Origin of the sequence: Actinomadura formosensis NBRC 14204, from assembly GCF_001552155.1 — a bacterium.
Classification (GTDB): domain Bacteria; phylum Actinomycetota; class Actinomycetes; order Streptosporangiales; family Streptosporangiaceae; genus Spirillospora; species Spirillospora formosensis.
In genome coordinates this window covers 18,032-30,459 of sequence record NZ_BCQQ01000040.1, presented here as the reverse complement: position 1 = coordinate 30,459, position 12,428 = coordinate 18,032, and the positions used below count along the sequence as shown (strand labels likewise).

Here is a 12,428-nt window from a genome sequence, read left to right as displayed (position 1 = left end):
TGCACCTAACGGGTGGAGTGACCAAGACGAGGAGCAGTCAGGGTTCCAGGACGCGTTTGTGGTAGCCCGCAATCTCCCGAACCTCAACAGTGACCTGGGTGTTCACCCCTGTGCCGGGCTTGATGTGGTCGCACAACGTCGCGAGGGTCAGATCTCCGAGACGGGCTCTGATCTCGGGGGCGCGGCCGGGCAGGATCGCCAGATCGACATGGATCATCGCCTCCCCGGCCGCGCCGCCGCCGATGACCGCTTCGCTGATCGCATGGAACCGGGTCTTGAAGTCGGGCAGCGGGCTGCCGATCAGCTCGGCCGCGGCAGAGTGCAGTGTCAGCGCGAATCCGCGCCGATCGAATGCCTCCGCAAGGACCTCGGAATACTCCACGGTGATCTGCGGCATACCGCGCATTGTCGAGGCTGCCCGCAGGGCGGGGCAAACCCACCGCCGCCCCGCTTGTGGGTGGTGAAACGTGATGTCGAACCGGATCGTCTCGTCGCAGACAGCGAGGAACAGCCGGTCTCGGGTTTCGGGCGAAGGAGGTGCCCCTCCCCGAGGTCGTGACGGCGCCGCGTCTCGGACGGCCCAGGTGTGGCCGGACGTTCAGCTGGTGATGACCACGTGAATACGCAGAGCACGTGGGGTGTCAGTGTGCGACCGGGTCGGCGAGGACACGGGCCAGGACCTGGTTTTGGAAGTCCGCGGAGGCTGGACTGGAAAGGCCGGCCATGGTGACGAGTGCTTTCCACAGCGCCCATCCGCGCGCCCGCCGCCATGTGTCGCCGGGCAGGCCGATCGCCTCGTGGAAGACCTTCCGCTCGTCATCGGCGAAGTAGGTCCACGCCATGACCAGGTCGCAGGCGGGGTCTCCGACACCGCAGGTGCCGAAGTCGATGACCGCGGACAACACCCCATCGGTGGTGAGGAGGTTGCCGGTGGCGATGTCGCCGTGGAACCACACCGGCGCCGCCGGCCACGCCGAGGTCAGTGCGTCCGCCCAGACGGCCTGGCAGGCGGCGACATCGACCACGCCGGCGAGCATGTCGAGCGCGGCCTGGACTTGGTGGCCGTAGACGCTCGGGTGGCAGCCCCGGAAGAAGGAGTGAGGACCGCCGACCGGCCCCGACCCGACCGGGACCTGGCGAAGTGCGGCCAAGAAGGCGCCAAGGTCGCGTGCCAGCCGGCGCCGATCGACGTCGGCGGCGCTTTCGACCGTTCGCCCGGGTATCCAGCGTCGGACCGACCACGGAAAAGGGTAGTCGGCGGTCGGTCGGCCGGTCGCGACCGGCGACGGCACCGGCAACGGCAGATACCCGGCCAGGATCGGCAGGCAGCCGTCCTCCTTCTCGATGCCGGCCACGTAACCTTCGGCGCTGGGCAAGCGGACGGCGAGTTCATCGCCGAGCCGGAAGGTCCGGTTGTCCCAGCCCTGACGGGCAACGGGCTGGATCGGAAGGTCGCTCCACTCGGGAAACTGCTCGCGGATCAAAGCGTGGACCACGCCGGCGGTTATCTCGATCACATGGCCCAGTCTCCATGCGCAGCCGGCCTTGGCAATGGACCACCCCGACCACGGTCTGCGCGGCACGGGTCATGGCCCCGGCCACGCGTCCGCTGGTGCTGCCGTCAGCGTTGCCCTCACTGCCGCCGACGACTCAACCGGGGGTGGCTACTAGCTGAGTTCTCGTATGGGGGGATCCCTCCTCATGGGCTCGCCTGCCATACCGAGTTCTTGGCGAGCGGCCTCTATGAACGCGAAGCGGAGTTCACGCTTGGGCAGTGCGCCCTCTTCGGTGGCTTGTCCCCGAAGCAGCGCGTGGAGGGCGAGAGTGTAGTCGTGGGCTGCCTGGGCGACTGGAGGGGTGCACACGAGTTCCGGGACCTTCTTGGCGAGCCAAAGCGTGTGCAGGTGCTGCCACTTCTCGGACTCCTCAAGCCGCTCTCCCATGGAGAGGCGATCCAAGCACAGTTCTACCTGTTGGGCCGCGGACAGGAACTCCATGAGCGCTTCCTTGCGCTCCGCGCGTTCCGCGCTGGCCTGCTCGAACCGCGCGCGTCGTGCCTCCACACGTGTGGAGAGGTATTGACCGATCAGGGTTCCGGCGGAACCGAGAGCCACTCCTGCCAGCGGCAGGATGGTCGTCGACACGCTCATGCCGCTGAGACGGTGGATGCCGATCGCCGGTTCCCGCACCCGGCACGAGTGCGCCGCCGGGGGCCGGGGAACTGTTCGGCGACTCGGAAGGCCAGGGCCGCTGCCGTCACTGCCGCCACCAAAAGACCCCCGCCGGTACCCGGCGGGGGTCTTTGGTCTGGTGGGCCTAGGTGGACTTGAACCACCGGCCTCATCCTTATCAGGGATGCGCTCTAACCGACTGAGCTATAGGCCCGGAGTGTGCCGCCGCCCTGGCGGCGCAACGAGAGGTTACCCCATCTGGGCGGGCAACCGGAAATCGATTGCCGGGCGGCGGCGGGAGGGGGCTACTCGGCCTCCTTGAGGGTGACCTCGACGCCGCCGACCAGGTCCGCGGCCAGGTTGTAGATGACGGAGCCGACCGTGGAGAGGGCGGTGATGAGCATGACGTTCAGGGCGCCCACGAGGACGGTGTAGCCGAAGATACGGATGAAGGAGAACCAGCTGCCCGCATCGACACTGCCGGTCGTTTCGCCCTGTTCCTTGGTGAGGCTGTTGATCGTGTCGCTGATGGCGTCGAACACGCCGAGGCCGGCGAGGATCGTGTACAGGACGATCACGGCGACGAGCAGGACGACGAAGCAGACCAGCGACATCACGAAGCTGAACTTCATCACCGACCACGGTTCGAGCCGGGCGAGCTGGAGCTGGGCCTTGCGCGCCGGTTTGCCGGTGGGCTTGGCCGAGTTCGCCGGTGCCACCGCGGTGGACGGGCGGTCCTTCAGGACGGTACCGGCGAAGCCCCGGCCCGAACCGCCCGAGGACGAGGACGAAGACGGGGACGAAGACGGGGACGGGGGCGGCACCGACGGCGAGTTCCCGGATGCCGCGCTCGACGCGTTGAACGATGCGCCGGCGTTCTCCGTACGTCCTGCCGAGACCGACCTGGACGGCTCGGCGGGCTTGGCCCAGCCCGCCGAGCCGGAGGGCGACGACGAAGACGGCGAGCCGCCCGCGGGCTTGTCGTCCGCGGTGTCCTCGGCCGGGGCGATCTCGGGCAGGGCGGCGTCCTCGGCCGGCTTCTCCTCGATCTTCGCCAGGTCGATCCTGGTGCTGTCGGCACCGTCCGAATCGGGCTTGGCGGACTCGATGTCGACGGTCGTCTCGTCCCGTCCGGACCTGGCGGACGCGGCGGAGACGATCTTGGCCGGTTTGCCCCCGGTCTTGCCCTGCTTGGCGCCGGGTTTCCTGCCGGTGCCACCCGCCCCCGAAGCAGCCTCGCCGGACCCGCCCTTGCTCTTGCCGGGCTCGGTGCTCACGTGTCCTCCTGGCCTAGCGGCTCGGTGACGATGCAGGATACGTCACTCACCGTCGTCCCCTTCGGCATCGTCTGAGTCCTCCATGGACTCTACGTTCCTCGCGATGGCCACCACGCTGTCCCCGTCGGCGAGGTTCATCAGGCGGACGCCCATGGTCTGCCTACCGGACTGCTTGATCTCGGCGGCGGTGGTACGGATGACGCCCCCGTTGGACGTCATCGCGAACACCTCGTCGTCCGGGCCGACCATCAGAGCCCCTACCAACATCCCGCGAGATTGCACGATCTTAGCGGTGAGGACCCCCTTACCCCCACGCCCCTGCAGCGGATATTGGTCCACGGGAGTGCGCTTGGCGTAGCCGCCTTCGGTGGCCACCAGGACGTCGTGCGAGGTGTCCCGCACGACGAGCATGTTGAGGACCTCCTGGTCGCCGTCGAACCGCATGCCGATGACACCGGAGGTGGCGCGGCCCATCGGCCGCAGCGACTCGTCGTCGGCGTGGAACCGGATCGCCTGCGCGCCCGTCGAGACCATCAGCAGGTTGTCGTCGGCCGACACGAGCCGCGCCGCGATCACCTCGTCGCCCTCGACGAGGTTGATGGCGATGATGCCGCCGGTGCGGGGCGAGTCGAAGTCGCGCAGCGCGGTCTTCTTGACCCGGCCCTTCTTCGTGCCGAGCACCAGGTAGGGGGCGACGTCGTAGTCGCGCAGGGCCAGGACCTGGGCGATGTGCTCGTCCGGCTGGAAGGCCAGCAGGTTCGCGACGTGCTGGCCGCGCGCGTCACGGCCGGAGTCGGGCAGCTCGTAGGCCTTGGCGCGGTAGACACGGCCCTTGTTGGTGAAGAACAGGATCCAGTTGTGCGTCGAGGTGACGAAGAACTGGTCGACGATGTCGTCCTGCTTGAGCTGCGCGCCGCGGACGCCCTTGCCGCCGCGCCGCTGCGCCCGGTACTGGTCGGTTCGGGTGCGCTTGGTGTAGCCGCCGCGGGTGATGGTGACGACGACGTCCTCTTCGGCGATGAGGTCCTCGTACGACACGTCCCCGTCGAACGGGATGATCTGGGTGCGCCGGTCGTCGCCGTACTTCTCGACGATCGGGTCGAGCTCCTCACCGACGATCCGCCGCTGCCGCTCGGGCGAGGCGAGGATGTCGTTGTAGTCGGCGATCTCCGCCATGAGCTTGTCGTACTCGTCGGTGATCTGCTGGCGTTCCAGGGCGGCGAGCTTGCGCAGCTGCATGTCGAGGATGGCCTGCGCCTGGATCTCGTCGATCTCCAGCAGCCCCATCAGGCCCCGCTGCGCCTCCTGCGCGGACGGCGAACGCCGGATCAGCGCGATGACCTCGTCGATCCGGTCGAGCGCCTTGAGCAGCGCACGCAGGATGTGGGCGCGCTCCTCGGCCTTGCGGAGCAGGAACCGGGTGCGGCGGATGATGACGTCGATCTGGTGCGCGACCCAGTGCCGGACGAACTGGTCGATGCGCAGGGTGCGCGGCACACCGTCCACCAGCGCGAGCATGTTCGCGCCGAACGTCTCCTGCAGCTGGGTGTGCTTGTACAGGTTGTTCAGGACGACCTTGGCGACGGCGTCCCGCTTGAGGACGATGACGAGCCGCTGCCCGGTCCGGCCGGACGTCTCGTCGCGGACGTCGGCGATGCCGTCGAGCTTCCCGTCCTTGACCCCGTCCGCGATCTTGAGGGCGAGGTTGTCCGGGTTGACCTGGTACGGGAGTTCGGTGACGACGAGGCAGGTGCGGCCCTGGATCTCCTCGACCTCGACGACGGCCCGCATGGTGATGGAGCCGCGGCCGGTGCGGTACGCGTCCTCGATGCCCTTGCGTCCGACGATGAGGCCGGCGGTCGGGAAGTCGGGGCCCTTGACCCGCTCGACCAGCGCTTCGAGCAGTTCCTCGTCGGAGGCGCCGTAGTTCTCCAGATACCACCTGACGCCGTCGGCGACCTCGCGCAGGTTGTGCGGCGGGATGTTCGTCGCCATCCCGACCGCGATGCCCGCGGACCCGTTGACCAGCAGGTTCGGGTACCGGGACGGCAGGACGTCCGGCTCCTGCGAGCGGCCGTCGTAGTTGGGGGAGAAGTCGACGGTCTCCTTGTCGATGTCGCGCAGAAGCTCCATCGCGAGGGGCGCCATACGGCACTCGGTGTACCGCATGGCCGCGGCGGGGTCGTTGCCGCGCGAGCCGAAGTTGCCGTTGCCGTCGACCAGCGGGTACCGCATCGACCAGGGCTGCGCGAGCCGGACGAGCGCGTCGTAGATGGCGCTGTCGCCGTGCGGGTGGTAGTTCCCCATGACGTCGCCGACGACGCGGGCGCACTTGAAGTAGCCGCGGTCGGGCCGGTAGCCGCCGTCGTACATGGCGTACAGGACGCGGCGGTGGACGGGCTTGAGGCCGTCGCGTACCTCGGGCAGCGCGCGGGCGACGATGACCGACATCGCGTAGTCGAGATAGCTCTTCTGCATCTCGACCTGGATGTCGACCGGTTCGATCCGTTCGCCCTGGTGGCCGCCCTCTGTGGTCAGGTCAGTCACTCTGAAGACCTCTTCTGCTCGGTGGGAAGGAAGTACTGCCGCCTGCGGGAGTCAGGCCGATGGGAGCCCTGCCCAGGGGCGTACCTCAGATGTCGAGGAAGCGCACGTCCTTGGCGTTGCGCTGGATGAACTCCCTGCGGGGCTCGACCTCCTCGCCCATGAGCACGCTGAACAGCTCGTCCGCCTGGGCGGCGTCGTCCAGCTGGACCTGGAGCAGGACCCGGTTGTCGGGGTCCATGGTGGTGTCCCAGAGTTCGTTGGCGTTCATCTCGCCGAGTCCCTTGAAGCGCTGCACCTGGTCGCGGGGACGGGGGTCGCGCCTGCCCGCCGCGATGCCGGCCTCGATGATCGCGTCGCGTTCGGCGTCGGAGTAGGCGTAGTCGGCGTCGCTGCCGCGCGCATCCCACTTGATCTTGTAGAGCGGGGGCTGGGACAGGTACACGTGCCCGGCCTCGATCAGCGGCTTCATGAACCGGAACAGCAGCGTCATCAGCAGGGTGTTGATGTGGTGGCCGTCGACGTCGGCGTCCGACATCAGGATGATCTTGTGGTAGCGGAGCTTGGTGATGTCGAACTCGTCGTGCACGCCGGTGCCGAGCGCCGTGATGATCGCCTGCACCTCGTTGTTCTTCAGGATCTTGTCGATCCTGGCCTTCTCCACGTTCAGGATCTTGCCGCGGATCGGGAGGATCGCCTGGAAGTGCGGGTTGCGGCCGCCCTTCGCCGAGCCGCCCGCCGAGTCGCCCTCGACGATGTACAGCTCCGACTTGGCCGGGTCGGTGGACTGGCAGTCCGACAGCTTGCCCGGCAGGGACGTCGACTCCAGCAGGCTCTTGCGGCGGGTCAGGTCACGGGCCTGCCTGGCCGCGACCCGCGCGCGCGCCGCCTGCGACGCCTTGCTGATGATCTCCTTGGCCTCGCCCGGGTTCTCCTCGAACCAGTCGCGCAGGTAGACGTTGCAGGCCCGCTGCACGAACGACTTGGCCTCGGTGTTGCCGAGCTTGGTCTTGGTCTGGCCCTCGAACTGCGGGTCGGCCAGCTTGATGGAGATGATGGCGGTGAGGCCCTCGCGCACGTCCTCGCCGGTGAGGTTGTCGTCCTTGTCGCGGAGCAGGCCCTTGTCGCGGGCGTACCGGTTGACGATCGTGGTGAGCGCCGCCCGGAAGCCCTCCTCGTGGGTGCCGCCCTCCGCCGTGTTGATGGTGTTGGCGAAGGTGTGGACGGACTCGGCGTAGGACGAGTTCCACTGCATGGCGATCTCGATCGACATGCCCGTGGTGTCGTCGCTGAAGTAGATGACCGACTCGTGCGCGGCGTCCTTGCGCGCGTTGATGTAGCGGACGAAGTCCTCGATGCCGCCCTCGTAGTGGTACCGGACGATGTGCGGCTCGCCGTTGGAGTGGTCGGGACGCTCGTCCCGCAGCGTGATGGACAGGCCGCGGTTGAGGAACGCCATCTCCTGCATGCGGCGGGAGAGGGTCTCGAAGTTCCACTCGGTGGTCTCGAAGATCCCGGGGTCCGGCCAGAAGCTGATGAGGGTGCCGGTCTCGTCGGTCTCCTCGCCCTGGCGGAGCTCGGTCTCGGGGCCGCGCCACGTGTACGACTGGCGCCACACGTGGCCGTCGGTGCGGACCTCGGCCTCCATCCGGGTGGACAGCGCGTTCACCACGGCGGAGCCGACACCGTGCAGGCCGCCGGAGACGGCATAGGACTTGCCGTCGAACTTGCCGCCCGCGTGCAGCGTGGTGAGCACCAGCTCGATGGCCGGGCGTTTCTCCACCGGATGCTCGCCGACCGGGATACCGCGGCCGTTGTCGAGGACGCTCACGCCGCCGTCGGCCATCAGCGTCACCACGATGTCGTCGGCGTAGCCGGCGAGGGCCTCGTCGACCGCGTTGTCCACGATCTCGTAGACGAGGTGGTGCAGGCCGCGCTCACCGGTCGATCCGATGTACATGCCGGGGCGCTTGCGAACCGCCTCAAGCCCTTCAAGGACAGTGATCGAACTAGCGTCGTACGCCAAAGGAGATCCTCCTGCCGGGGATGTCTGCCGCTCCGCGCCCGAAGGAGGCGCGGTGTGCCCCGTAACACACATCAGGGCACCCGGTCGTGCTCTGTTCACGTTGCTCAGAGCCCCGGGCACCCCATGGCGGCGCAGCATCCTGAACCCGGATTCATTCTACCGGGTGACGCGACGGAAAGTGGTACTCACGAGCGCTGTGTGCGCGTGTGGCGGCCGCTCGGGCCTGGAGCCACATCCCCCCATAGGTCCCGGGGGGTTCTCTGGCCTACGTGGCGCTGGCCGCTGAACCGGGGTCCCCGTGTCCCGAACAGATGTTCCCACCCGCCACCGACACTCCGCGGCCCCTCGCCGCACCGCTCACCGCACCCGCCAGGCGCCCGTGCGGCGCGGCCCGGACGACGGGCCCACCACCTTCACCCGGCGGACGGTGCCGTGCCCGAGTTCCTCGTTCAGCCGGCGGACGAGCGTGGACGACAGCAGCCGCAGCTGCGTCGCCCACGTCGTCGAATCGGCGGCGACGGTGAGCTCGCCGTCCTCGAAGCGTTCGGGGCGGGTGTGCTCGGCCAGCTCGTCGCCGACGATGCCCGCCCAGTTGCCGAACACACCGCCGACGGCCGCCCGCTGCTCCCAGCCGCGGGACGCCAGCAGGTCGCGGATCGCCGCGCCGAACAGCTTGGGGTCGCCGCCGCGCCCGGGTTCGCTGACCCGGACGACACGTCCGGTGCCTTTGCGCCTGTCCTTCCGGCCGGGCAGCGTGCCGCGTTTGAGAGCGTCCGCCTTCGCCTGGGCGAGAGCTTCGCGCGCCAGCTCGATCCCCGACTTGGCCGGGCCTTCCCCTGCCCCGGGGGAGTCGTGCACATCCTGTGGATCATCACTCACGCGCTCGCCCCTCCCCGTCACCGCTGGTCCCGGACGACCCGGCCGTCGGAGACGGTATACGAGCCCCCCGTCAGTTCGGCCGGCACATCGGCGGGGACCGCCGCCGTGATCAGGACCTGCTCGGCGGGCGCGACCATCTCGGCGAGCCGGCGGCGGCGCCCGGTGTCGAGCTCGGCGAACACGTCGTCCAGGATGAGGACGGGATCGTCCCCGTCGGCGCGCAGCAACTCGAAGGCGGCGAGCCTCAGCGAGAGCGCGAACGACCACGACTCGCCATGGCTGGCATAACCGCGCGCCGGCAGCTCCCCCAGGCGCAGGACGAGGTCGTCCCTATGCGGGCCGACGAGGCTCACACCCCGCTCCAGCTCCTGCTTACGTGACTCACCGACAGCGGCCATCAGTTGCTCGGCGAGTTGTCCACGGTCTGTGGACAACTCGACGTCCCCCAGCGAACTCTTGTAGACGAGGTCGGCCGCGCCGCTGTGCGGCGCAAGCGCCGCATAGGCCCGCGCTACAAGCGGCCGTAGAGCTTCAACCAGGTTCAACCGGCCCGCCAGTAGCTCGGCTCCAGTGCGCGCCAGATGCGAATCCCAGACGTCCAGGGTCGCGAGTACCTCCGGCCCGGGGGAGCGCCTATGCGCGGCCGCCGATTTCAACAGGGCGTTGCGTTGCTTGAGGACGCGGTCATAGTCGGAACGCACACCGGCGAAGCGGGGAGCCCGCGTGGTCAGCAGCTCGTCCATGAACCTACGGCGCTCCCCCGGGTCGCCCTTCACGAGCGCCAGGTCTTCTGGGGCGAACAAGACCGTCCGCAACATTCCCAGAATCTCGCGTGGCCTGGGGACGGGTGCCCGGTTGAGCCGTGCCCGGTTCGCCTTACCCGGGTTGATCTCAAGCTCGATGAGCGCCTTACGGTCGTCCTTCACGACCCCCGCCCGGACGATCGCACGCGGCGCCCCATGCCGGACGAGCGGCGCATCGGTCGCCGCCCGGTGGCTCCCATGCGAGGCGACGTACCCGATGGCCTCGACCAGGTTCGTCTTCCCCTGCCCGTTGGGCCCCACGAACGCCGTGACCCCCGGCTCCAACGCGACCTCGGCGGCCGGGTAGGAGCGGAAGTCCTGCAACGAAAGGTGGGCGACATGCACGAGATCCGAGCGTAGAGCCTCCCGGCCCCCACCCGCCCGGGGGGCCGACCCCACTCCCAGCATCCAACAGGCCGCCGAGAGCCGGGGCCGGCACCCACTTCTGTGGATAACTTCGCGATCAGACCTTGGGAGGGATCACGTCGGCACCGGGGGAGTCGCCGTCGCCGACGGCTTCCACGGCGTGGCCGCCGAACTGCTTGCGGAGGGCGGCGACGACGCGCATGGCGGGGGAGTCGTCCTGGCGGGAGGCGAAACGGGCGAACAGGGAGGCGCTGATCGCGGGCAGGGGGACGGCGTGCTCGACGGCCGCCTGGACCGTCCAGCGGCCCTCGCCCGAGTCGTTGGCGTAGCCGCGCAGGTCGTCCAGCTCCGGGTCCTCGGCGAGGGCGCGGTTCAGCAGGTCCAGCAGCCAGGACCGGATGACCGTGCCCTCCTGCCAGCTCAGGAACGTCTCCGGCACGCGGGTCACCAGGTCGCTGGCCTCGATCAGCTCGTAGCCCTCGCCGAACGCCTGCATCATCGCGTACTCGATGCCGTTGTGGACCATCTTCACGTAGTGCCCGGCGCCGACCTTGCCGGCGTGGACGAAGCCGTACTCCCCCTCCGGCTTCAGCGTCTCGAAGATCGGCATCAGCCGCTTCACGTTGTCGTCGTCGCCGCCGACCATGAGCGCGTAGCCGTTCTCCAGGCCCCACACCCCGCCGCTCACTCCGCAGTCGATGAACCCGATGCCCTTGGCCGCGAGTTCCTCGCCGTGCCTCTGGTCGTCCACATAGTGTGAATTACCGCCGTCAACGACGATGTCCCCCGGCTGGAGGACCTCCCCCAGCTTGTGGACGGTGTCCTTGGTGGGCTTGCCGGCGGGCACCATCACCCACACCGCGCGCGGCGGGGACAGCCGCTCCACCAGTTCCTCCACCGACCCCACGTCGGTGACCTGCGGGTCGCGGTCATAGCCGACGACCGTGTGGCCGCCGCGGCGCAGCCGTTCGGCCATGTTGCCGCCCATCTTGCCCAGGCCGATGATCCCAAGCTCCATGAAAGCTCACTCTCCCCTGTGCGTAACTGCCTTACTACGCGACTGCCCGTGCCTTACTACGCGGCCGACCGCGCGCGTGTGCGGCCGCACGAGAGCGGCACCCCACGGGTGATCGTCCCCGGCGCGCCCTGGGGCATGCCCCAGAGCGCGCACCTCACCCGGACAGCCGGACGGGCATGATCAGGTAACGGTAGTTCGGGTTCTCCCCGTCCTGCGGCGGCTTCCCGGTGAGGACGGCCGGCTTCGTCGGCGTCGTGAACGACAGCCGCGCCACGTCCGAGCCGATCGCTGAGAGCCCGTCCAGGAGGAACGCGGGGTTGAACGCGATGTCGATGTCCTCGCCCTCCAGGGACGCCTCCAAGGCCTCCACGGCCTGAGCCTCGTCCCCGGTCCCCGCCTCCAGGACGACCTCGCCCTGGCTGAACGAGAGCCGGACGGGCGTGTTCCGCTCGGCGACCAGGGAGACGCGCTTGACGGCCTCGATGAACGGGGCGGTCTGGATCTCGGCGAGGCCGGCGTACTCGCTCGGCAGCAGCGACCGGTACTTGACGAAGTCACCGTCCAGCAGGCGGGACGTGGTGCGGCGCCCGCCGCCCTCGAAACCGATCATGCCCTCGCCGGTGCCGCCCGTCCCGCCGAGCGCGATCGACACCTCGGCGCCGGCGGTCAGCGACTTGGCGGTGTCGGCGAGCGTCCGCGCCGGGACGAGCGCGACCGAGGAGAAGTCGGGACGCTCGGGCTTCCAGTGCAGTTCCCGGACGGCCAGCCGGTAGCGGTCGGTGGACGCCAGCGTGACCGTCTCGCCCTCGATCTCCACCCGGACGCCGGTGAGCATGGGGATCGTGTCGTCCTTGCCCGCGGCGATCGCGACCTGGGAGACGGCGGCGGCGAACTCGTCACTGCCCACCGAGCCCGCGGCCGGCGGCATCTCCGGCAGCGTCGGGTAGTCCTCCACAGGCATGGTGAGGAGTGTGAACTTCGCGCTGCCGCAGCGGAGCATCACCTTCGCGCCGTCCGTCGTCACCTCCACGGGGTGGGGGGGAAGGCTGCGCGAGATCTCGGCCAGGAGCCGCCCGGACACCAGCGCCGTCCCGGCCTCCTCGACGTCGATCTCCGTGGACACCTGGGCGGAGACCTCGTAGTCGAACGCGGACAGCTTCAGCCGGTCGTCGTTGCCCTCGCCGCCGGCGACGAGGTGCATGCCCGCGAGGACGGGCACCGGGGGACGGACGGGCAGCGTGCGCGCCGTCCACGCGACGGCGTCGGCCAGGGCATCTCTGTCGATGCGGAACTTCACAGGGACCAGCCTCCTGCAGGTGTCGGACAAGGGTGCGGTGATCTCGG

10 protein-coding genes and 1 tRNA gene are annotated in these 12,428 nt (G+C 69.1%); all 11 read right to left on the bottom strand.

Features of this window, described 5'->3' with window-relative positions; translation table 11 throughout:
* Positions 1 to 37: 37 nt before the first annotated feature.
* The 11 genes from AF1_RS13350 to dnaN all read right to left on the bottom strand — a co-directional run bounded on the left by AF1_RS13350 (position 38) and on the right by dnaN (position 12,381).
* Positions 38 to 397: a 5-carboxymethyl-2-hydroxymuconate Delta-isomerase gene (locus tag AF1_RS13350; protein ID WP_067797513.1), complete on the bottom strand. Its 360-nt coding sequence runs from the start codon at positions 395 to 397 to the stop codon at positions 38 to 40.
* Positions 398 to 641: 244 nt separating this feature from the next.
* Positions 642 to 1,517, bottom strand: a complete 876-nt coding sequence (locus AF1_RS13345) for an aminoglycoside phosphotransferase family protein (RefSeq protein WP_067797510.1) — start codon at positions 1,515 to 1,517, stop codon at positions 642 to 644.
* A 150-nt stretch (positions 1,518 to 1,667) separates the two neighbouring features.
* Positions 1,668 to 2,150, bottom strand: a complete 483-nt coding sequence (locus AF1_RS13340; RefSeq protein ID WP_067797506.1) for a hypothetical protein — start codon at positions 2,148 to 2,150, stop codon at positions 1,668 to 1,670.
* A 158-nt stretch (positions 2,151 to 2,308) separates the two neighbouring features.
* A tRNA-Ile gene (locus AF1_RS13335) sits at positions 2,309 to 2,385 on the bottom strand.
* 91 nt (positions 2,386 to 2,476) lie between these two features.
* On the bottom strand, positions 2,477 to 3,448 hold the full coding sequence (locus AF1_RS36310; protein ID WP_242608848.1) for a DUF3566 domain-containing protein: 972 nt from the start codon (positions 3,446 to 3,448) through the stop codon (positions 2,477 to 2,479).
* Between the two features lie 42 nt (positions 3,449 to 3,490).
* Positions 3,491 to 5,995, bottom strand: coding sequence for a DNA gyrase subunit A (gene gyrA, locus AF1_RS13325; RefSeq protein ID WP_067797503.1), 2,505 nt, complete (start codon positions 5,993 to 5,995; stop codon positions 3,491 to 3,493).
* An 85-nt stretch (positions 5,996 to 6,080) separates the two neighbouring features.
* Entirely contained in the window at positions 6,081 to 8,018 is a 1,938-nt protein-coding gene (gene gyrB / locus AF1_RS13320) for a DNA topoisomerase (ATP-hydrolyzing) subunit B (RefSeq protein WP_084262848.1), read from the bottom strand.
* Between the two features lie 357 nt (positions 8,019 to 8,375).
* A complete protein-coding gene (locus tag AF1_RS13315) occupies positions 8,376 to 8,897 on the bottom strand; it encodes a DUF721 domain-containing protein (RefSeq protein ID WP_067797496.1) in 522 nt (173 codons plus the stop codon).
* Positions 8,898 to 8,914: 17 nt separating this feature from the next.
* Entirely contained in the window at positions 8,915 to 10,045 is a 1,131-nt protein-coding gene (recF, locus tag AF1_RS13310) for a DNA replication/repair protein RecF (protein WP_067797493.1), read from the bottom strand.
* Positions 10,046 to 10,163: 118 nt separating this feature from the next.
* A complete protein-coding gene (gnd, locus tag AF1_RS13305; protein ID WP_067797490.1) occupies positions 10,164 to 11,084 on the bottom strand; it encodes a phosphogluconate dehydrogenase (NAD(+)-dependent, decarboxylating) in 921 nt (306 codons plus the stop codon).
* A gap of 154 nt (positions 11,085 to 11,238) precedes the next feature.
* A complete protein-coding gene (gene dnaN, locus AF1_RS13300) occupies positions 11,239 to 12,381 on the bottom strand; it encodes a DNA polymerase III subunit beta (protein WP_067797487.1) in 1,143 nt (380 codons plus the stop codon).
* Positions 12,382 to 12,428: the final 47 nt, after the last annotated feature.